This window comes from Microbacterium ginsengisoli, from assembly GCF_000956535.1.
Lineage (GTDB): Bacteria > Actinomycetota > Actinomycetes > Actinomycetales > Microbacteriaceae > Microbacterium > Microbacterium ginsengisoli.
The window spans coordinates 73,099-94,741 of the sequence record NZ_JYIY01000074.1; the positions used below are offsets into that span (position 1 = coordinate 73,099).

Sequence of the window (21,643 nt, forward strand, 5' to 3'; positions counted from 1 at the left end):
TGACTTCAGCGAAAGATTTGCCCGTGTCCACTGCCCTGTCCCGATTCGGCTCGCGCGCCGGCCGCGCGCTGGCGATCGCGCTCGTCTTCCTTGTCGCGCTCACCGGTGCGGCCACCCTCGCGCCGGCCGCCGCCCACGCTGATGAGGTCGGCATCTCGACGGTCCCGGCGGGCGCCGACGGGAAGGCGGACGGTCGCACGCGCTTCTCGTACGAGCTGAACCCCGGGCAACAGGTCAAGGACACCTTCCTCGTCTCGAACACCGGAACGACCGAGCAGACGTTCACGGTCGTCGGCACCGATGCGTTCAACGACGCCCAGGGTGACTACGCACTGCTGCCGACCTCGCAGCAGCCCACCGGCGTCGGCACATGGGTGCATTTCGCCGATGGTTCGGGCCGTATCTCCTTCCCGCTCGCCCCGGGCGCGAGTCGGGCGGTGCCGTTCACCCTCGAGATCCCGGCGGATGCGACCCCCGGAGATCACGTCGGCGGTCTTCTCGCCTCGGTCGTCACCCCCGGTGCCGAGGTCAGCCTCGATCGGCGTGTGGCGACACGTCTGTACGCGCGCGTGGCCGGACAGCTGCAGCCGATGCTCACGGTCGCCAGCATCAGCGCCGATTGGGGCGGCGACTGGTGGAATCCGTTCGACGGCTCCGTGACGCTGCACTACGTCGTCAAGAACACCGGAAACATCGCGCTCGCCGCGAACACGACGGCGGCGGTGCACACCTGGCTCGGTGTCCCTGTCGGAACGACTGTGTCGTCGCCGCTCGCCGAACTCCTGCCCGGCTCTGCGGCGGCGGTGGATGTCCCGTTGACCGGCATCGCGCAGTGGGGGTTCGTCAACCCGGGCGTGACGGTGAGTCCGTTCGTGCAGACGCAGGACGCCGCGCTCGGGCTTCCGGCCCCCGTCATCTCGCGCGACACGTTCGTGTTCACCCCGCCGTGGGTGTTCCTGATCCTCGTCGGTCTCGGTGTCGGCGTGTTCTTCCTGGTCCGGTGGTGGCGTCGGCGTCAGGAGGCGCGTGCGCAGGCCTGGCTGGAGTACATGGAGGAGCAGAATCAGGCGGCGCGCGAGGACGAGTTGGTCGCCCCTGCCGCCGGGACCGCCTCGTGACGCCCGCCGGACGTCGTCGCGGAGGCGTGCTGGTCTGTGTCGCCCTGGGGGCGCTCTGGGTGATCTCAGGGGTGACCGCGGCGCACGCCGACGACTCCTCGGGCGGCGGGGGGAACGTCTCGGTGACCGTGGACGACGGCAGCACGCCGAGTCCGTCGCCGACATCTTCCTCGACTCCCGCATCCGACGGGTCGGGCTCGGGTTCGGGATCTGTCGGTCAGGGCGGATCGGGCTCCTCCGGGGGAGGCGTCACCGCACCCGGCGGAACATCGGACGGCGGGACGACGGTCTCCGGCGGATCGACGACGGTGTCCGGCGGGACCTCGGTCGGGGGCATCCTCTACATGAGCGGCCTCGAGTCCCAGGGCGTGCCGGCCGTCAATCCGGCCGACGGCTCCGTGATCCTCTGGTTCAGCCTGCGCAACATCTCGCAGTCGACGATCGACGCCGACGTCCACTTCTGGATGACCAACCCACTCGGATGGCAGCTGGATGCCGCCGACGTGCGGGTGAGCGCACTCAAGCCGGGGGCGATCCAGGTCGTGACGACTGAACTCCACGGTGTCGGCCAGTGGGGGTTCGTCAACGCCCACGCGACGCTCACGCCGCCGGCATCCATCGACGGAATCGCCGTGGCTCCCGTCACCCGCGACGCGGTCGCCTACGTGTTCCCCTGGCTGGGCACGACCGGGGCGTTCGCCGTGCTCGGCTCGTTCGCGGCCTGGTACGTCGTGCGCCGCATCTATGCGACCCCGGCGGCGGTGAGCGTGGCATGACGACGACCGACACCCCGCCGGCGACCCCGCGCGCGGCGCCGGCGCCGCGGCGCGGGACCCCGCCCCCTCGGCCGCCCCGCCGCTACGTGCCGCGGCCAGTACGGCCGCGGGCTCCGCTCACACCGTGGCAGGCCTTCGTCCGCGGCGTGCTGGCCCTCGTGGCGACGCTGCTGCTGATGTTCATCCTCGATCTCCTCGTCTTCGGGCCGATCCAGCACCTCGCCGCGCAGCAGCAGCTGCGCGATTCGTTCCGGTCGCAGCTGTCGGCGGGAACGGCGCCGGTCAGCGAAGGCGACTACAACAACGTGCTGCTCGCCGACGGCGCGCCCGTGGCGATCCTCTCGATTCCGCGCCTGGGGGTGTCGGAAGTGATCGTGGAGGGAACCTCGAGCGCAGATCTGCGGCTCGGCCCCGGCCACCGGCGCGACACGGTGCTCCCCGGCCAGGCGGGGGTCAGCGTGATCATGGGACGCGCTGCGGGCTTCGGTGGACCCTTCTCCGGACTTCAGGCGCTTCAGCCCGGCGACCAGTTCGAGGTGCGCACAGGCCAGGGGCTCAGCACCTTCGTGGTCATCGGCCTCCGATACGCCGGAGACCCGACCCCACCGGCGCCGGTGGCGGGGGAGAGCCGGGTGATCCTCATGACCGCGCGCGGCCTTCCGTTCGTGCCCGTGGGTGTCGCCTACGTCGATGCGAGGCTGGTCGGCGACGCTCAGACGGCGGGAACGCGGCAGACGACCTCGCTCACCCTCCCGCCGTCCGACACGGCGATGGCGACCGACACGTCCACCGTCTGGGCCCTCGTGTTCGCGCTGCAGTTCCTCGTCGCGGCCGAGATCGCGGCGGTGTGGTCGTTCCGGCGGGTCGGTCCGCGCAAGACGTGGATCGTGCTCGTCCCGATCCTCGTGCTCGCCAATCTCTTCGTGGCGGACCAGCTCGTCCGCCTCCTTCCGAACCTTCTGTGACCCGGAGCCGTGATGAGTGACACCCCAGAGATCCCGCTGCAGGCCGCGGCCGCCCGTCCGGCGGATGCCGGCCCGGGCCCCGAGGAGACAACGGTCGGCGGACCGTCGACCGTTGACGTCACGCGCGTCGTCGAGGTCGATGAGACGGTGACCGAGGTGGTCAGCGCCGCCGAGATCGACGATCTGGAGGCCGCGGCGGCCGAGCCGTCGCTGGTTCCCCCCGGCGAGGTCACTCGTCGGCGCGATCAGCGACGAGCGCCGTTCCTCGGCCGCGCGTCCGGTGGCCCGCTCGGCCCTCCGCAGCGTTTCGTCGGTGGCGCGGCGGCGAAGGCGCGCGCCTCGGCGGTCTCGTTCCTCGGCGGGGCCTCGGCCACGCGCGAGCGCCTGGCGCAGGCCGAGGCGCTAACCGCCGCGCTCGTGCCGCCGTCGCGGCTCGAGGCGCGTTCGATCTCGGCGTGGTTCGGCGATCACCTCGTGCTCCAGGACGTCTCGCTCCAGATGCCCGCCGGGCAGATCACGGCGCTCATCGGCCCCTCCGGGTGTGGGAAGTCGACCTTCCTGCGCATCCTGAACCGGATGCACGAGCTGGTGCCGTCCGCGGCGCTCGCCGGTGAGGTCCTGCTCGATGCCGACGACATCTACGACGCGGGCCACCGCCTGGTCGATGCCCGCAAGAAGATCGGCATGGTGTTCCAGAAGCCGAATCCGTTCCCGGCGATGTCGATCTACGACAACGTCGTGGCGGGCCTGAAGCTGGCGGGCGTGGGGGCGACTCGGTCCGAGAAGGACATCCTCGTCGAGAGCTGCCTGACCAAGGCGGGTCTGTGGAATGAGCTGAAGGACCGCCTGCGTTCGCCGGGCGGGGGGCTCTCCGGCGGGCAGCAGCAGCGTCTGTGCATCGCGCGATCCCTCGCCGTGAAGCCGCGCATCCTGCTGATGGATGAGCCGTGCTCGGCGTTGGACCCGACCTCCACCCGCGTGATCGAGGAGACCATGCTCGAGCTCGCGCAGGAGGTGACCATCGTCATCGTGACGCACAACATGCAGCAGGCGCAGCGGGTGTCCCAGCAGTGCGCGTTCTTCCTCGCATCCCAGGGGCAGCCCGGACACATCGTGGAGCACGGCGACACCGAGGCGATGTTCGGTGACCCGATCGACCCGCGCACGCACGACTACGTCAACGGGCGCTTCGGATGATCGCGGCGGCGTGAGCGCCGTCAGAACAGCGCGAGCCTGACGGCCGCGGCGACCACCGCGGCCCAGACGAGACTCGAGAGGGTGCCGACGATGAAGCGCTCGCGGGTCTCCGATCCCGACAGTTCCGAGAAGCGGCCGACCCCCTTCACGGCGACGACCGCGGCGATCGCCTCGGGATACCCGGCGATGATCGCAGCCGCCGTGGCGATGCGCTCGAGGTAGCCGATCGTGGCGCCGCCGCGCAGCAGAACGACCTCTTCGGATGCCCCGGCCCCCGCGTCGTCCGTGACGACGATGCCCCCGTCCGGGGTCTCCCGCACGCGGCCCGAGGCGGCGATCGCCAGGACGCGCCTGGTGACGGGGTCCCCGCCCACCACGGCGGCGGCGATCCCGACGAGCGCGAGCGGTACGCCGATCGGTGCGGGCGCTTCGACGTGGGCGACGACGGCGACGACGAGGGCGGCGACGACAGCGGCACCCGCGGTCATGAGCAGCGCCGTCGACAGGCGGCGCATGGCGGCCACGGTGAGCACGAGGGCCGCGCCCAGCAGCACGGTCACGACGACGCCCGCCAGCACGGCGGCGATCCAGCCTCCGGTGATCTCGACCATGGCCTCAGTGTGGCACGGAGCCCCGACGGGGCATCCGCGATCGAGGCACGTCTCCTGCGACACCGCGCCATCGAGCCGAGGGCGGCCCGCGGCATCCGATAGCCTGAAAAGCGTGTCAACGCCCGAACTGAGCGCACTCGCGCCCGCCAACGATCCGGCGTTCCCGAACGTCTGGGACGAGATCGTGTGGCGGGGCCTCGTGCATGTGTCCACGGATCAGGATGCGCTGCGCGCGCTTCTCGGCGGAGACCCCATCACGTATTACTGCGGCTTCGACCCGACCGCACCGAGCCTTCACCTGGGCAACCTCGTGCAGCTGCTGCTGCTGCGCCGGCTTCAGCTCGCGGGGCACAAGCCGCTCGGCCTGGTCGGCGGGTCCACCGGTCTCATCGGTGACCCGCGCCCGACGGCCGAGCGAACGCTCAACACGAAGGAGACCGTGGGGGAGTGGGTCGCGAAGCTGCGCGCCCAGGTCGAGCAGTTCCTGAGCTTCGAGGGCGCCAATGCGGCGCGGCTCGTGAACAACCTCGACTGGACGGCACCGCTGTCGGCGATCGACTTCCTGCGTGACATCGGCAAGCACTACCGCGTGGGCACGATGCTCAAGAAGGATGCCGTCAGCGCCCGCCTCAACTCCGAAGCCGGCATCAGCTACACCGAGTTCAGCTACCAGATCCTGCAGGGCCTCGACTACCTCGAGCTCTTCCGCAGCTACGACTGCGTGCTGCAGACCGGCGGCAGCGATCAGTGGGGCAACCTCACGAGCGGCACCGACCTCATCCACCGGGTGGAGGGCGTGTCGGCGCACGCGATCGGCACACCGCTGATCACGAACAGCGACGGCACGAAGTTCGGCAAGAGCGAGGGCAACGCGATCTGGCTGGATGCCGCGATGTGCAGCCCGTACCGCATGTACCAGTTCTGGCTCAACACGCTCGACGCCGATGTGATCGACAGGTTGAAGATCTTCACGTTCCTGACCAAGGCGGAGATCGACGACTACGCGCGGCAGGTCGCCGACGAGCCGTTCCGGCGGGCGGCGCAGCGTCGCCTCGCGGCCGAGGTCACGACGACGGTGCACGGCCTGGAGGCAGCTCGCGCGGTGATCGCGGCCTCCGACGCTCTGTTCGGGTCCGGTGATCTCCGCGCGCTCGATGCCGCGGTGCTGCGCACCGCGATCGACGAGCTCCCGAGCGCGCAGGTCGTGGCGGGATCGAGTGTCGCGCAGGCGCTCGTCGACACGGGCCTCACGGCGTCACTGTCCGAGTCGCGTCGTGCGATCGCGCAGGGCGGCGTGAGCATCGACGGCGAGAAGGTCGACGACGATTCGGCGGTCGTGCCACTCGGCCTTCCCGGCGGGGTGTCGGTGCTGCGGCGCGGCAAGAAGACGCTCGCCGGGCTCCTCCCCGGCTGACCACACGGGGGAGCGATGCCGTTCACACCGAGCCATGCTGTCGTCGCCCTCCCGTTCGCGCGCACAGTGCTGCCGGCATCCGCTGTCGCGGTCGGGGCGATGACCCCCGACCTCCCCCTGTTCACCCGTCAGCTTCCGATTCCCTACGTGGTCACGCACGACCCGCGGGCGATCCTGGTGACGACGGCGATGGCCGCCGTGCTGTGGCTCGTGTGGCGCGTGGTGCTCCGTCCCGCGGTGCGTCCGCTCGCGCCGACCTGGCTCGCACGCCGCCTTCCCGAAGCCTGGGATGCCTCGCCCCGCCGTCAGTTCGAGACTCTCGCCGCCCGCACAGTGCGTGCACGCGTCACCGTCATCGCGTGGTGGGTGCTGGCGCTCGCCATTGGGGTGGCGACACATCTGGTGTGGGATGCGTTCAGCCACGAAGGACGATGGGGGAGCGCGATCATCCCGGTGCTCGCGCAGATGTGGGGACCCCTCGATGGATACCGCTGGGTGCAGTACACATCGAGCGCGTTCGGGCTTCTGGTTCTCGCCGTCTGGGCGACCATGACCCTCGCACGGTCGCCCCGGATGCCGGCGCCGCGGGCGAACCGATACCTGCGGCTCGCGTGGTGGGCGAGTCTCCCGGCGATCCTCGTGCTCGCGTGGGTGTGCGGTCTCGTGATCGGTGGCGGCTTCACGCACGAGTACACGCCGCAGCATCTCGCCTACCGGGTGCTCCCACCCGCAGCGGCGCTGTGGGGTGCCGTCACCGTGGCGCTGTGCGTGCGTGTCCAGTGGCGCACGCCCCGATCCGCTGCGGAGCGAGCGCCTGCGTGATCCGCGGATTTCCGCGGGAGGATGCCGCGACACGCCCGGGATGCGGCGGTGATTTGCCCGACCCCGGGGGCCCACGTAAAGTATTACTTGTTCGCCCCAAAGGAGCGCGGTGAGGCTGAGAAAGCCTCCCCTCCTCAAGCGGAGACAAACCCCATCAGACAGACTCCTTGAGAGTCTGAGACGTCATGTCTACGATGGGGTTCCTACTCGTCGAGTAGTCGGATCCCAGATCGCCAAGCGCGACACGCCGGATTTGACAAGCGAAACGAGACGGATAAGATAGAGAAGTTGCCCTGCAGAGAAGGCCGAGAGGCTGGAAGGCAGGAGCATCCGATCCTTGAGAACTCAACAGCGTGCACTTGTCAAATGCCAAATAACCTCGTGATCAGCTTCGGCTGATCTGAGATTCCTTTGGATCAAAGACCGGCACTTTGGTGCCGGCAACGGATAGTCAGCAATGACATCCCTTTGGTCAGATCAAACTCGCTGCGCCGGGCCTATTCCGCTCGGAACAGCAAAAATTCTTTACGGAGAGTTTGATCCTGGCTCAGGATGAACGCTGGCGGCGTGCTTAACACATGCAAGTCGAACGGTGAAAGAGAGCTTGCTCTCTGGATCAGTGGCGAACGGGTGAGTAACACGTGAGCAATCTGCCCCTGACTCTGGGATAACAGCTGGAAACAGCTGCTAATACCGGATACGAGCTGCGAAGGCATCTTCAGCAGCTGGAAAGAATTTCGGTCAGGGATGAGCTCGCGGCCTATCAGCTTGTTGGTGAGGTAATGGCTCACCAAGGCGTCGACGGGTAGCCGGCCTGAGAGGGTGACCGGCCACACTGGGACTGAGACACGGCCCAGACTCCTACGGGAGGCAGCAGTGGGGAATATTGCACAATGGGCGAAAGCCTGATGCAGCAACGCCGCGTGAGGGACGACGGCCTTCGGGTTGTAAACCTCTTTTAGCAAGGAAGAAGCGAAAGTGACGGTACTTGCAGAAAAAGCGCCGGCTAACTACGTGCCAGCAGCCGCGGTAATACGTAGGGCGCAAGCGTTATCCGGAATTATTGGGCGTAAAGAGCTCGTAGGCGGTTTGTCGCGTCTGCTGTGAAAACCCGAGGCTCAACCTCGGGCCTGCAGTGGGTACGGGCAGACTAGAGTGCGGTAGGGGAGATTGGAACTCCTGGTGTAGCGGTGGAATGCGCAGATATCAGGAAGAACACCGATGGCGAAGGCAGATCTCTGGGCCGTAACTGACGCTGAGGAGCGAAAGGGTGGGGAGCAAACAGGCTTAGATACCCTGGTAGTCCACCCCGTAAACGTTGGGAACTAGTTGTGGGGTCCATTCCACGGATTCCGTGACGCAGCTAACGCATTAAGTTCCCCGCCTGGGGAGTACGGCCGCAAGGCTAAAACTCAAAGGAATTGACGGGGACCCGCACAAGCGGCGGAGCATGCGGATTAATTCGATGCAACGCGAAGAACCTTACCAAGGCTTGACATATAGAGGAAACGTCTGGAAACAGTCGCCCCGCAAGGTCTCTATACAGGTGGTGCATGGTTGTCGTCAGCTCGTGTCGTGAGATGTTGGGTTAAGTCCCGCAACGAGCGCAACCCTCGTTCTATGTTGCCAGCACGTAATGGTGGGAACTCATGGGATACTGCCGGGGTCAACTCGGAGGAAGGTGGGGATGACGTCAAATCATCATGCCCCTTATGTCTTGGGCTTCACGCATGCTACAATGGCCGGTACAAAGGGCTGCAATACCGTAAGGTGGAGCGAATCCCAAAAAGCCGGTCCCAGTTCGGATTGAGGTCTGCAACTCGACCTCATGAAGTCGGAGTCGCTAGTAATCGCAGATCAGCAACGCTGCGGTGAATACGTTCCCGGGTCTTGTACACACCGCCCGTCAAGTCATGAAAGTCGGTAACACCTGAAGCCGGTGGCCCAACCCTTGTGGAGGGAGCCGTCGAAGGTGGGATCGGTAATTAGGACTAAGTCGTAACAAGGTAGCCGTACCGGAAGGTGCGGCTGGATCACCTCCTTTCTAAGGAGCATCTGAAGTCTTCGGACTTCCAGAGCCAGACTCGAGACGAATGTTCTCGACTGGTCAGCTCATGGGTGGAACATTTGACGAGGTGCCGGCGCGAAACGCCGAACTCAGTACGCTGCTTGCAGCTGGAAAGGTTCGTCGCGGAGCGACCGGCACATGCACGCTGTTGGGTCCTGAGGGACCGGGTGTGGCTTTCGAGCCCAACCTGACCTCAGGACCTTTTCTGGCTGCCGTAACGGCAAGCGGGGAAGGTACCGCCCGTACTTTGAGAACTACACAGTGGACGCGAGCATCTTAGAGACGATGCGTAAGCATCGTTTCACAAACGAATGATCGATAGATCAGCTCATGTGATTTCAAGTCTTTAAGAGCAAACGGTGGATGCCTTGGCATCTGGAGCCGAAGAAGGACGTAGCAATCTGCGATAAGCCTCGGGGAGTGGATAAGCACACTTTGATCCGAGGATCTCCGAATGGGGAAACCCCGCTGGGCGGCGTGCCGACCCAGTGACTCCCGCCTGAATATATAGGGCGGGTAGAGGGAACGTGGGGAAGTGAAACATCTCAGTACCCACAGGAAGAGAAAACAACCGTGATTCCGTTAGTAGTGGCGAGCGAAACCGGAAGAGGCTAAACCGAGCGTGTGTGATAGCCGGCAGGCGTTGCACGTTCGGGGTTGCGGGACTTTTCATGCAGTTCTGCCGAATTGCGAGCGTGACAAGAAGGTATAGACGAATGGCATTGAAAGGCCAGTCATAGAGGGTGCCAACCCCGTAGTCGAAATGCCTCACTTGGCGCGAGAAGTATCCCAAGTAGCACGGGGCCCGAGAAATCCCGTGTGAATCTGTCAGGACCACCTGATAAGCCTAAATACTCCCAGATGACCGATAGCGGACAAGTACCGTGAGGGAAAGGTGAAAAGTACCCCGGGAGGGGAGTGAAATAGTACCTGAAACCGTTTGCTTACAAACCGTTGGAGCAGCCCTAGCAGCTGTGACAGCGTGCCTTTTGAAGAATGAGCCTGCGAGTTAGCGATACGTGGCGAGGTTAACCCGTGAGGGGTAGCCGTAGCGAAAGCGAGTCTGAATAGGGCGATTCAGTCGCGTGTCCTAGACCCGAAGCGAAGTGATCTATCCATGGCCAGGCTGAAGCGACGGTAAGACGTCGTGGAGGGCCGAACCCACTTAGGTTGAAAACTGAGGGGATGAGCTGTGGATAGGGGTGAAAGGCCAATCAAACTTCGTGATAGCTGGTTCTCTCCGAAATGCATTTAGGTGCAGCGTTGCGTGTTTCTTGCCGGAGGTAGAGCTACTGGATGGCCGATGGGCCCCACCAGGTTACTGACGTCAGCCAAACTCCGAATGCCGGTAAGTGAGAGCGCAGCAGTGAGACTGTGGGGGATAAGCTTCATAGTCGAGAGGGAAACAACCCAGACCACCAACTAAGGTCCCAAAGCGCGTGCTAAGTGGGAAAGGATGTGGAGTTGCTCAGACAACCAGGAGGTTGGCTTAGAAGCAGCCACCCTTGAAAGAGTGCGTAATAGCTCACTGGTCAAGTGATTCCGCGCCGACAATGTAACGGGGCTCAAGCACGCCACCGAAGTTGTGGCATTGACATTAGTGGTAGGCCTTCGTGGTCCAGCCGTGTTGATGGGTAGGAGAGCGTCGTGTCGCGAGTGAAGCGGCGGGGTAACCCAGCCGTGGACGCGACACGAGTGAGAATGCAGGCATGAGTAGCGAAAGACGTGTGAGAAACACGTCCTCCGAAAGACCAAGGGTTCCAGGGTCAAGCTAATCTTCCCTGGGTAAGTCGGGACCTAAGGCGAGGCCGACAGGCGTAGTCGATGGACAACGGGTTGATATTCCCGTACCGGCGAAGAACCGCCCCAATCAATCCAGTGGTGCTAAATGCCCGAATCCTCATACTCAATCCTTCGGGAGGCGGTGTGAGGGCTAGCGCATGACCCCATGCTGGTGCGGTTAGCGTATTAACAGGTGTGACGCAGGAAGGTAGCCCAAGCCAGGCGATGGTAGTCCTGGTGCAAGTGCGTAGGCTGAGTGATAGGCAAATCCGTCACTCGTTCGGCTGAGACACGATGCGGATAAAAAGTGGGTGATCCTATGCTGCCGAGAAAAGCATCGACGCGAGGTTCAAGCCGCCCGTACCCCAAACCGACTCAGGTGGTCAGGTAGAGAATACCAAGGAGATCGAGAGAATCGTGGTTAAGGAACTCGGCAAAATGCCCCCGTAACTTCGGGAGAAGGGGGGCCTTCGACGTATTAGGACTTGCTCCGAAAGCGTTTGGAGGCCGCAGAGACTAGTGGGTAGCGACTGTTTACTAAAAACACAGGTCCGTGCCAAGTCGCAAGACGATGTATACGGACTGACGCCTGCCCGGTGCTGGAAGGTTAAGAGGAAGGGTTAGCGTAAGCGAAGCTCAGAATTTAAGCCCCAGTAAACGGCGGTGGTAACTATAACCATCCTAAGGTAGCGAAATTCCTTGTCGGGTAAGTTCCGACCTGCACGAATGGCGTAACGACTTCCCAACTGTCTCAACCGCGAACTCGGCGAAATTGCATTACGAGTAAAGATGCTCGTTACGCGCAGCAGGACGGAAAGACCCCGTGACCTTTACTACAGCTTGGTATTGGTGTTCGGTGTGGCTTGTGTAGGATAGGTGGGAGACTTTGAAGCTTGGACGCCAGTTCAGGTGGAGTCATTGTTGAAATACCACTCTGGTCACTCTGGATATCTAACTTAGAACCGTAATCCGGTTCAGGGACAGTGCCTGGTGGGTAGTTTAACTGGGGCGGTTGCCTCCCAAAAAGTAACGGAGGCGCCCAAAGGTTCCCTCAATCTGGTTGGCAATCAGATGTCGAGTGTAAGTGCACAAGGGAGCTTGACTGTGAGACTGACAGGTCGAGCAGGGACGAAAGTCGGGACTAGTGATCCGGCAGTGGCTTGTGGAAGCGCTGTCGCTCAACGGATAAAAGGTACCTCGGGGATAACAGGCTGATCTTGCCCAAGAGTCCATATCGACGGCATGGTTTGGCACCTCGATGTCGGCTCGTCGCATCCTGGGGCTGGAGTAGGTCCCAAGGGTTGGGCTGTTCGCCCATTAAAGCGGTACGCGAGCTGGGTTTAGAACGTCGTGAGACAGTTCGGTCCCTATCCGCTGCGCGCGTAGGAAGTTTGAGAGGATCTGACCCTAGTACGAGAGGACCGGGTTGGACGAACCTCTGGTGTGTCAGTTGTTCCGCCAGGAGCACCGCTGATTAGCTACGTTCGGGATGGATAACCGCTGAAAGCATCTAAGCGGGAAGCCGGCCTCAAGATGAGACTTCCATGCCTTCGGGCGAGAGGCTCCCAGCCAGACTACTGGGTTGATAGGCCGGATGTGGAAGCGCGGTAACGCGTGAAGCTGACCGGTACTAATAAGCCGATGACTTGATAACACCTCGTTTGTAGGTGCTTGCGTCCACTGAGTGGTTCTCGATGTACGGTCGAGAACCGCATGACAATGACTTTTGTTGTGCAGACTGAAACATCAATAGTGTTTCGGCGGCCATAGCGAGAGGGAAACGCCCGGTCCCATTCCGAACCCGGAAGCTAAGCCTCTCAGCGCCGATGGTACTGCAGGGGCGACCCTGTGGGAGAGTAGGACACCGCCGGACTTCTTTCGAGAAATGGCCACCCAGTGCTGGGTGGCCATTTCTGTTTGCCGGGACACTCTGAAGGAGGGCCGATGGCCGACGAGACACGTGGCGAGCGTTCTGGCTCAGATGATGAGCAGCGCCGCGCGAGCGATCGACGTCAGAACGGACCCCGTCGTGGTTCCGGAGATCGTACGGGCCGCCCTTCAGGTGGCGCGTATCGATCAGGCGCGTCGGGGACGGGTCGTTCAGACGACAATCGTGCGCGCCCGGCTCGCTCAGACGACGCCTTCAGCGGCCGCCCGCGTCGTGACGGGCAAGAACGCTCTCCCGGCGGGTCGTCGGGACGGCCCCGCTCGTATGACGGTGACCGCCCGCGTCGTGACGGCGCAGATCGTCCGCGCCGTGATGGCGGCGATCGTCCATATCGCTCCGGCGGTCGGCCGAGCAACGATGATCGTTCCCCCCGGGGAGACAGGCCGTACCGTTCGGGAGATCGGGCGGCGGATCAGGGCGGCTTCCGCCCGGCCGGGGGCACCTCATCCCCTCGCGGTTCCGGTGGAGAACGCGATTCTCGTGCGTACAACGGCGGTGAGCGTCGGAATGGGTTCGGCGGTTCGCGGCCTCCGCGCTCCCAGGACGGACAGGGTGGCTATCGCGGTGCATCCGCACGGGGTGGCGACAGCGGCCGCGTGGGCGGCGCGCCTTCGGGCGGCGGGTACCGCGGCGCGTCGGGTCGTGGGGCGGATCGCGGCGGCTACCGAGGCGGGCCCGATCGTGGCGGAGATCGTGGTGAGTACCGCGGCTCGCACGATCGTGCGTCGGATCGCGGCGGTTACCGTCCGTTTGAACGCAACGCCGAGGGTGGCGGGTATCGCGGCGAGGATCGTGGCGGAGTACGCGGCTCGACGGATCGTGGAGCGGATCGCCGCGAATATCGCGGTGCGGACCGGGGTGCTGATCGGGGTGCGGAGCGCGGAGGCTACCGGGGGGATGGGGCATCCGATCGTCGTTCCTCGCGCCCGCCGCAGGACGCCCGCGCTGACCGCCCTGTCGAGCCGTTCGTTCCCGAGGACGTCACCGGACGTGACCTCGACGGCCGCGCCCGCAACGAGCTGAAGACCCTCAGCAAGGAGAACGCTGAGGAGGTCGCCCGCCATCTCGTAATGGCGAGCCGCCTGATCGACGAGGACCCCGTACGAGCGGACGCGCACGCTCAGGCCGCCGTGCGGCGCGCCGGGCGTATCGCGATCGTGCGGCAGACCGCCGGCATCACCGCGTACGCGCGTGGCGAGTTCGCGCTCGCCCTGCGCGAGCTGCGGACCTATCGCCGTATCTCCGGTCGTGACGACTCGATCGCCCTGATCGTCGACAGCGAGCGGGGTATCGGTCGGCCTGACCGTGCGCTCGAGGAGGGTCGGGCGGTCGATGTCTCGACTCTCGATGCCGAGCAGCGCGTCGAACTGGCGATCGCCCTCTCCGGTGCCCGCCTCGACCTCGGACAAGCCGATCGGGCACTGACCGAGCTGGACATTCCCGAGCTCGACCCTGACCGTGCGTTCTCGTACAGCCCCGCGCTGTTCGCGGCGCGGGCCGGAGTGCTCGAGGAGCTCGGCCGTGAGGCCGAGGCATCCGAGTGGTACCGCCGTGCCGAGATCGCGGCGGACGCGATCGACCAGGCCAATGGGTTCGGCGAGGACGAGGAGCTCATCGTCATCTCGGACGACGATGACGAGGACGAGGACGCCCACGACACCGTCGAGAGCGTCGAAGACTGGGCGCACGTGGAGGATCGTGACGCCGACGAGCACGAGACTCTCGACGAGAGCGAGGACGAGGCGTGCGACGAGCTGCGTGCGCCGGCCGAATCCGAGATCGATGAGGCGGCCGACGAGCTCGTCGGCGATGAGGCGGATGACGCTCTGCGCGCGCCTGCCCAGCCCGTGGACGACGTCGCAGCGGATGCGGACGACGAGAAGGTCGCCGACTTGACTGACGACGAGGACGCGCGATGATCTTCGGGCGGAAGGCCGCGGCATCCGCCCCCCTCGACGGGGTGGATGCGGTGCTCGCCGACCTCGACGGTGTGGTGTACGCCGGGCCGCGGGCGATTCCGCACGCCGTCGAGAGCCTCAACGCGGCCGCGGCCTCGGGCCGCCGCCTCGGCTTCATCACCAACAATGCGTCGCGCACCGACGCCACCGTCGCCGCCCACCTGCGCGAGCTGGGCCTGGCCGGCGTGCAGCCGACCGACATCGTCACGAGCCCGCAGGCCGCCATGCGGCTGCTCACCGCGCGCGTACCCGCGGGGTCGCGCATCCTCGTGATCGGTGGCGACGGGCTCGTGACCGAGGTGGAGAAGGCCGGATTCACCGTCACGCGCAGCGCCGACGACGCGCCCGCCGCCGTCGTGCAGGGCTTCGCACCCGAGGTCGGCTGGAAGGATCTCGCCGAAGCCGCGTACGCCCTCGCGACGCCGGAGGAGGAGGGCGGGATCCCCTGGATCGCGACCAACACCGACTGGACGATCCCTCAGGGCCGCGGCATCGCCCCGGGAAACGGCACGCTGGTCTCGGCCGTGCACACGGCCGTCGGCCGGCTCGCCGTCGTCGCCGGCAAGCCGGAGGCGCCCATCTTCCACGAGGCCGTCGCACGGTTCGGGGCGCAGCATCCGCTCTTCATCGGCGACCGACTCGACACCGACATCGCGGGCGCTCAGGCCGCCGACATCGCGTCGGCGCTGGTGCTCACCGGGATCGACCGGCCCAAGCATGTGCTCGCCGCGCCCGAGACCTCGCGTCCGACGTTCATCCTGCGCGACCTCCGCGACCTGACGGCGCCCTACCCCGAGACGATCACCTCCGGGGACGTGACGACTGTCGGGAAAGCGAAGGTCGCGATCGACGGTGTCGATCTGCGCGTGGTCTCCGCGGGCGACGAGCCGATCGACCTGCTGCGGGCCGGAGCGGCCGCGATCTGGGGGAGCGGGCGCGCGATCTTCGGCTTCCGTGTGCCGGAGGAGCTGTACGCCGATCCGTTCCGCGTCAGCTGAGGCAGCGACGCCGGTCGTTCGCGCCACGGGCGCGGGAGCCCGCCGGTGCGCTGTGCGGACACGTATTCTGGGATCATGTCGACCGCCGCGCCCGAGTCCTCCGACGCCCGCCCCGACCTGGTCGGCGAGCTCGAGGTGATCGAGCAGCAGCCGCTCGCCGCGCGCGCCGCCGGCTACCAGCACGTGCTCGACGACCTCACCCGCCGGCTCGACGCCGCGCCCGGGGCCTGATGGCCGGGCGCCTCGACGCCGAACTCGCCCGCCGCGGACTCGCCCGATCCCGCACGCACGCGGCGACGCTCATCGCCGACGGGCTCGTCACCGTCGACGGCACGCCGGTGGTGAAAGCCTCGACGACGGTGAGCGATGACGCGCACCTCGAGGTGGCGGCATCCGATCACTACGTCAGTCGGGGCGCGCACAAGCTCATTGCGGCGCTCGACGCCTTCGCGATCGACGTCACCGGGCGCCTCGCGCTCGACATGGGCGCCTCGACCGGCGGGTTCACGCAGGTGCTGCGCGAGCGCGGCGCGCGGCGCGTGCTCGCCGTCGACGTCGGTCACGGCCAGCTCGCGGCCGAGGTCGCGCGCGACCCCGGGGTGACGGCGGTCGAGGGCTTCAACGTGCGATTCATGACCCGCGCCGCGCTCGCCGGGGCGACAGGCGAGGATGCCGCGCCCGACGTCGTCGTCGGCGATCTGTCGTTCATCTCGCTCGCCCTCGTGCTTCCTGCGGTCGCGGAGGTGGCGGCATCCGATGCCCGCATCGTGCTGCTCGTGAAGCCGCAGTTCGAGGTCGGCCGCACCGCCGTCACGGGGGGACTCGTGACGGATCCCGCGCTGAGGGAGGACGCCGTCAACGGCGTGCTCTGGGCCGCCTGGGATCTGGGCCTCGGCACCGCCGGCGTCGTCTCCTCCCCGATCGCGGGCACGCACGGGAATCGCGAATATCTCGTGCACCTGCGGCCGGGCGGCGGGACGCTTCCGACAGAATGGAGCGAGGCGGTCCACAGCATGACGGGAGGGCGATGAGCGAGGAACGCTACATCCTGGTGGTGGCCCACGCCCGCCGTGCGGCGACGGTCGACGCGGCGGAACGCGTCATCCGCGCCCTGGTCGACGCGGGAGCATCGCCCGTGCTCGCCCGCGACGATCGAGAAGAGCTCGGCGAGGTGCTGCCTGCGGCCGCGAACCTTCCGCGTCTCGGCATCGAGGTGCCGGTCGACGGGGTCGAGATCGCGGTGGTGCTCGGCGGCGACGGCACGATCCTGCGCGCGGCGGAGCTCGTGCGCGGCGCCGCGGTGCCGATCCTCGGCATCAACCTCGGTCACGTCGGGTTCCTCGCCGAGAGCGAGCGCGACGACCTGGATGAAGCCGTCGCGCGCGTCATCTCGCGGGAGTACCGCGTCGAGGAGCGCCTGACGGTGTCGGTGAGGGTGAAGAACAGCCGCGGCGAGGTCGTCTACGAGACCTGGGCGCTCAACGAGGCGACCGTCGAGAAGGCGAGCCGCGAGCGCATGCTCGAGGTCGTCATCGAGATCGACGGGCGCCCGCTGTCGAGCTTCGGATGCGACGGGGTCGTCGTCTCCACCCCGACCGGGTCGACCGCCTACAACTTCTCGGCCGGCGGGCCTGTCATCTGGCCGTCCGTCGAGGCGCTCGCCGTCGTCCCGCTGTCGGCGCACGCCCTCTTCGCGAAGCCGCTCGTCGTGGGACCGGAGGCGGCCGTCGCCGTCGAGGTGCTCGCGCGCACCGACGGCGTCGGCATCTTGTGGGCCGACGGTCGTCGCTCGCATGAGCTGCCCCCGGGTGCGCGCGTCGTCGTGCGCCGCTCTCCCGAGCCGGTGCGCCTCGCACGCCTGCACGCGCCGGCCTTCACCGACCGCCTGGTGCGCAAGTTCCATCTGCCGGTGGCCGGTTGGCGCGGGCCCGACGAGCTGTCGACCGGCACCCACCCGATCATCGGCGGGGCCCGGGACGAGGGCGACGACGCGTGATCGAGCAGTTGCACCTGCAGGGCCTCGGCGTCATCGACGACGCCGTGCTGCCCATCGGTCCCGGCTTCACCGCGATCACGGGAGAGACCGGCGCCGGCAAGACCATGGTGGTCACCGGCCTCGGACTCGTGCTCGGTGCCCGCGCCGACTCGGGCGCGGTGCGCGCCGGGGCATCCGCGGCGAGCGTCGACGGCGTCTGGATCGTCCCGATGACGGGGGCTGTCGCCGAGCGCGTCGCCGACGCCGGCGGCGACCTCGACGACCTCGGCGACGGCCGCGCCGAACTGCTGCTCGGTCGCTCGCTCAGCGCCGAGGGGCGAAGTCGTGCCTACGTCGGCGGGCGCAGCGCCCCGGTCGGGGTGCTGTCCGAGCTCGCGGAGCACCTCGTCGTCGTGCACGGGCAGTCCGACCAGCTGCGTCTGCGTTCGGCCGCCGCCCAGCGCGACGCCCTCGACCGGTTCGGCGGAGCGACGATCTCCGCGGCTCTCGAGGGCTACCGCGCCGCCTACGCGCGCGTGCGCGAACTCGACCGGGTGCTGGCCGAGCTGGAGGGCGACGGCGAAGCCCGCTCCCGCGAGGCTGCGACGCTACGCGCCGACCTCGCCGCGATCGAGGCCGTCGATCCCCAGCCGGGGGAGGACGTCGACGTCGCCGCGCGAGCAGAACGTCTCGCGCACGCGGAAGACCTGCGTGCCGCCGCGACTCAGGCGCACGACGCGCTCTCCCGTGACGACGACCTTCCCGACGTGATCGGCCTCCTCGGCGAGGCGCGGCACGCCCTCGAGCGCGCCGCCGACAATGACGCCGCGCTCGCAGAGATCGCCGGACAGGTCACCGAGCTCGGATACCGGGCGACGGATGCCGCGGCCGCCCTCGCCGCCTACCTCGCCGACCTCGACGAGTCGGGTCCGCAGGAGCTCGCCGCGCTCGAGGAGCGGCGGGCCGCGCTCGGCGCGCTCGTGCGCGCCCACGGCTCCCTCGACGCCGCCCTGGAGCTCGCCCGCACCGGCGCCCTGCGCCTCCTCGACCTCGACGACGATCCCGACCGGGTCGATGCCCTGCGCGCCGAACGCGTGGCCGCCGCCGAAGACCTGGATGCCGCGGCCGCCGCACTCACGCAGGCGCGGGAGCACGCGGCATCCGCACTGGCGAGCGCCGTCACCGACGAGCTGCACGCACTCGCCCTGCCCGACGCGACCGTCACCATCGCGATCACCGAGACGGCCGAGTCATCGTCGGGTCGCGACGAGGTGGCGATCCTGCTCGCACCGCACCCGGGCGCGCAGCCGCGACCGGTCGCCCGCAGTGCGTCGGGCGGCGAACTCAGTCGCGTGATGCTCGCGATCGAGGTCGTCATCGCCTCCACCGACCCGGTGCCGACCTTCGTATTCGACGAGATCGACGCGGGCATCGGAGGCGCCGCGGCGATCGAGGTCGGTCGCCGGCTGCACCGGCTCGCCGAGACATCCCAGGTGATCGTCGTCACCCATCTCGCGCAGGTGGCCGCCTTCGCCGGCAACCATCTCACCGTCGTCAAGGCCAGCGACGGGTCGGTGACGTCCTCGAGCGTGCGCCGGCTCGACGGCGCCGAGCGCGAGGCCGAGATGGCCCGGCTGCTGTCGGGGCTCTCCGACTCGGCGTCGGCGCTGAGCCACGCCCGCGAGTTGCTGGACCTCGCCCCCCCGACCCGCTGATAGGATGAAAGCCCGTGATGCATACGACTGAGTCAGCCCCCCACGGAACCCCTAACGGCACCACCAAGCACATCTTCGTCACCGGTGGTGTCGTTTCGTCGTTGGGGAAGGGGTTGACCGCCGCCAGCCTCGGAAACCTGCTGACCGCGCGGGGACTCCGAGTCGTCATGCAGAAGCTCGACCCGTATCTGAACGTCGATCCGGGCACGATGAACCCGTTCCAGCACGGCGAGGTCTTCGTGACCGACGACGGCGCCGAGACCGACCTCGACATCGGCCACTACGAGCGCTTCCTCGACATCGAGCTCAGCCAGGCCGCGAACGTCACCACCGGCCAGATCTACTCGCAGGTCATCGCCCGCGAGCGCCGCGGCGAGTACCTCGGCGACACCGTGCAGGTCATCCCGCATATCACCGACGAGATCAAGCGCCGCATGCGCCTGCAGGCGAGCGAGGACCCGCGGCCCGACGTCATCATCACCGAGATCGGAGGCACGGTCGGCGACATCGAGTCGCAGCCGTTCATCGAGTCGGCGCGTCAGATCCGTCACGAGCTCGGCCGCGCCAACGTGTTCTTCGTGCACGTGTCGCTCGTGCCGTTCATGGGTGCGTCGGGCGAGCAGAAGACGAAGCCGACGCAGCACTCGGTCGCGGCGCTCCGTTCGATCGGCATCCAGCCCGATGCGCTCGTGCTGCGGAGCGACCGCCCCGTCACCGAGTCGAACAAGCGCAAGATCGCGCTCATGTGCGACGTCGACGAGGGTGCGGTCGTCAACGCCGTCGACGTGCCGAGCATCTACGACATCCCGACCATGCTGCACGACCAGGGACTCGACGACTACATCGTCAGCGCGCTGCGCCTCGACACCGCGGCCGACGTCGACTGGAACCGGTGGAGCAAGGTGCTGCAGGCCGTGCACAACCCGAAGCACGAGGTCACGATCGGGCTCGTCGGCAAGTACATCGACCTGCCCGACGCCTACCTGTCGGTGACCGAGGCCCTCAAGGCCGGCGGCTTCGCCCACGAGACGCACGTCAACGTGGTGTGGATCCCGTCCGACCTGTGCGAGACCCCGGAGGGCGCGGAGAAGGCGCTCGCCGCCGTCGACGGCATCGTGGTGCCGGGCGGCTTCGGCATCCGCGGCATCGAAGGCAAGCTCGGCGCGCTGCGCTTCGCCCGGGAGCAGGGCATCCCCGCGCTCGGCCTGTGCCTCGGCCTGCAGTGCATGGTCGTCGAGTACGCCCGCAACAAGGCCGGCCTGCCGGGCGCTTCGTCGAGCGAGTTCGACCCCGACACCGAGTTCCCCGTCATCGCGACGATGGCCGAGCAGGTCGACATCATCGACCACGGCGACCTCGGCGGCACGATGCGTCTGGGCCTCTACCCGGCGCAGCTGCGCGAGGGATCGCTCGCGGCGGAGCTCTACGGCGCACAGCGCGTGTCCGAGCGACACCGTCACCGCTACGAGGTCAACAACGCCTACCGCGACCAGCTCTCCGAGGCGGGCCTCGTGTTCTCGGGCCTCTCGCCCGACCGCAACCTCGTCGAGTACGTCGAGCTGCCGCGCGACGTGCACCCGTTCTACATCGCCACCCAGGCGCACCCCGAGTTGCGCTCGCGGCCGACCACGCCGCATCCGCTCTTCCGCGGCCTCGTGGGCGCGTCGCTCGACCGTCGTCGTGCGAGCGAGCTCTTCGATGTCGAACACGACTGACCCGCGCGGCCTCGCCGACGAGCCCGTCGACGTCGAGGTCGTCGCCTCCGAACTCGTCTTCGCCGGCAAGGTGTGGGACGTGCGCAGCGACACCGTGCGCTACGGCGATGGCGAGATCGTGCGGCAGTACGTCGATCACACCGGCGCCGTCGCGATCGTCGCGGTCGACGATGAGGGACGGATGCTGCTGATCCAGCAGTACCGGCACCCGATCCGTCGGCGCGACTGGGAGATCCCCGCGGGCCTGCTCGACATCGCGGGGGAGGACCCCGCGACCGCCGCGCGGCGCGAGCTCGCCGAGGAGGCCGACCTCGAGGCATCCCGCTGGGAACCGCTCGTCAGCATCTACACGACGCCCGGCGGCAACGACGAGATCGTGCACGTCTTCCTCGCCCGCGGACTGTCGGCGACCACGACGGCGTTCGCGCGCGAGGAGGAGGAGCGCGACATCCGCGTGGAGTGGATCGCGATCGGCGACGTCGTCGACGCGGTGCTCGAGGGGCGCATCCGCAACGGCATCCTGACCGCCGGCGCGCTCGCCGCCGCCGAGCGCCTGCGCCGCGAGGCGTGACCGGAGCGGC

16 protein-coding genes and 3 rRNA genes are annotated in these 21,643 nt (G+C 67.2%); 18 read left to right on the forward strand and 1 reads right to left on the reverse strand.

The window, feature by feature from the left end:
- Window positions 1–23: 23 nt before the first annotated feature.
- The 4 genes from RR49_RS08470 (at window position 24) to RR49_RS08485 (ending at window position 4,056) form a co-directional block, all read left to right on the forward strand.
- Entirely contained in the window at window positions 24–1,118 is a 1,095-nt protein-coding gene (locus RR49_RS08470; RefSeq protein ID WP_157013182.1) for a hypothetical protein, read from the forward strand.
- Window positions 1,115–1,894 (forward strand): hypothetical protein, encoded by a 780-nt coding sequence (locus RR49_RS08475; protein WP_045247647.1) that lies wholly within the window; start codon window positions 1,115–1,117, stop codon window positions 1,892–1,894. Before RR49_RS08470 ends, RR49_RS08475 begins: the two co-directional genes overlap by 4 nt.
- The gene (locus RR49_RS08480) at window positions 1,891–2,859 is read left to right on the forward strand and encodes a sortase domain-containing protein (RefSeq protein ID WP_045247648.1); all 969 of its coding nucleotides are present in this window, start codon (window positions 1,891–1,893) and stop codon (window positions 2,857–2,859) included. The genes RR49_RS08475 and RR49_RS08480 overlap by 4 nt, the downstream gene beginning before the upstream one ends.
- A 417-nt stretch (window positions 2,860–3,276) precedes the next feature.
- Window positions 3,277–4,056, forward strand: coding sequence for a phosphate ABC transporter ATP-binding protein (locus RR49_RS08485; protein ID WP_273206458.1), 780 nt, complete (start codon window positions 3,277–3,279; stop codon window positions 4,054–4,056).
- Between the two features lie 20 nt (window positions 4,057–4,076).
- Here RR49_RS08485 and RR49_RS08490 read toward each other — a convergent pair whose 3' ends face one another.
- Window positions 4,077–4,667: a hypothetical protein gene (locus tag RR49_RS08490; protein ID WP_045247649.1), complete on the reverse strand. Its 591-nt coding sequence runs from the start codon at window positions 4,665–4,667 to the stop codon at window positions 4,077–4,079.
- A 112-nt stretch (window positions 4,668–4,779) separates the two neighbouring features.
- On the opposite strand from RR49_RS08490, the gene tyrS reads away from it, so the two are divergent.
- From tyrS to RR49_RS08555, 14 genes are all read left to right on the forward strand, one after another.
- Window positions 4,780–6,081 (forward strand): tyrosine--tRNA ligase, encoded by a 1,302-nt coding sequence (gene tyrS, locus RR49_RS08495; RefSeq protein WP_048809044.1) that lies wholly within the window; start codon window positions 4,780–4,782, stop codon window positions 6,079–6,081.
- A gap of 15 nt (window positions 6,082–6,096) precedes the next feature.
- Window positions 6,097–6,903 carry a DUF4184 family protein gene (locus RR49_RS08500; RefSeq protein ID WP_045247650.1) on the forward strand — a complete coding sequence of 269 codons (807 nt, stop codon included), beginning with the start codon at window positions 6,097–6,099 and terminating at the stop codon, window positions 6,901–6,903.
- A gap of 524 nt (window positions 6,904–7,427) precedes the next feature.
- Window positions 7,428–8,947, forward strand: a 16S ribosomal RNA gene (locus RR49_RS08505).
- A gap of 360 nt (window positions 8,948–9,307) precedes the next feature.
- Window positions 9,308–12,407 (forward strand): 23S ribosomal RNA (locus tag RR49_RS08510).
- Between the two features lie 102 nt (window positions 12,408–12,509).
- Window positions 12,510–12,626: ribosomal RNA gene (gene rrf, locus RR49_RS08515) — 5S ribosomal RNA — on the forward strand.
- The 16S, 23S and 5S rRNA genes sit together here, the layout of an rRNA operon.
- A gap of 87 nt (window positions 12,627–12,713) precedes the next feature.
- Window positions 12,714–13,724, forward strand: coding sequence for a hypothetical protein (locus RR49_RS15865; protein WP_169815895.1), 1,011 nt, complete (start codon window positions 12,714–12,716; stop codon window positions 13,722–13,724).
- Window positions 13,725–13,771: 47 nt separating this feature from the next.
- Window positions 13,772–14,620, forward strand: coding sequence for a tetratricopeptide repeat protein (locus RR49_RS08525; protein WP_045247652.1), 849 nt, complete (start codon window positions 13,772–13,774; stop codon window positions 14,618–14,620).
- The gene (locus RR49_RS08530; RefSeq protein WP_045247653.1) at window positions 14,617–15,657 is read left to right on the forward strand and encodes an HAD-IIA family hydrolase; all 1,041 of its coding nucleotides are present in this window, start codon (window positions 14,617–14,619) and stop codon (window positions 15,655–15,657) included. Before RR49_RS08525 ends, RR49_RS08530 begins: the two co-directional genes overlap by 4 nt.
- Window positions 15,658–15,732: 75 nt before the next feature.
- Window positions 15,733–15,888, forward strand: coding sequence for a hypothetical protein (locus RR49_RS15870; protein ID WP_169815896.1), 156 nt, complete (start codon window positions 15,733–15,735; stop codon window positions 15,886–15,888).
- Window positions 15,888–16,688 (forward strand): TlyA family RNA methyltransferase, encoded by an 801-nt coding sequence (locus RR49_RS08535; RefSeq protein WP_045247654.1) that lies wholly within the window; start codon window positions 15,888–15,890, stop codon window positions 16,686–16,688. The genes RR49_RS15870 and RR49_RS08535 overlap by 1 nt, the downstream gene beginning before the upstream one ends.
- Window positions 16,685–17,653, forward strand: coding sequence for an NAD kinase (locus RR49_RS08540; RefSeq protein WP_045247655.1), 969 nt, complete (start codon window positions 16,685–16,687; stop codon window positions 17,651–17,653). Before RR49_RS08535 ends, RR49_RS08540 begins: the two co-directional genes overlap by 4 nt.
- On the forward strand, window positions 17,650–19,347 hold the full coding sequence (gene recN, locus RR49_RS08545) for a DNA repair protein RecN (RefSeq protein WP_045247656.1): 1,698 nt from the start codon (window positions 17,650–17,652) through the stop codon (window positions 19,345–19,347). Before RR49_RS08540 ends, recN begins: the two co-directional genes overlap by 4 nt.
- A 17-nt stretch (window positions 19,348–19,364) precedes the next feature.
- Window positions 19,365–21,062 (forward strand): CTP synthase, encoded by a 1,698-nt coding sequence (locus tag RR49_RS08550; RefSeq protein WP_045247657.1) that lies wholly within the window; start codon window positions 19,365–19,367, stop codon window positions 21,060–21,062.
- Window positions 21,046–21,633 carry an NUDIX domain-containing protein gene (locus RR49_RS08555; protein ID WP_045247658.1) on the forward strand — a complete coding sequence of 196 codons (588 nt, stop codon included), beginning with the start codon at window positions 21,046–21,048 and terminating at the stop codon, window positions 21,631–21,633. Before RR49_RS08550 ends, RR49_RS08555 begins: the two co-directional genes overlap by 17 nt.
- Window positions 21,634–21,643 lie beyond the last annotated feature (10 nt).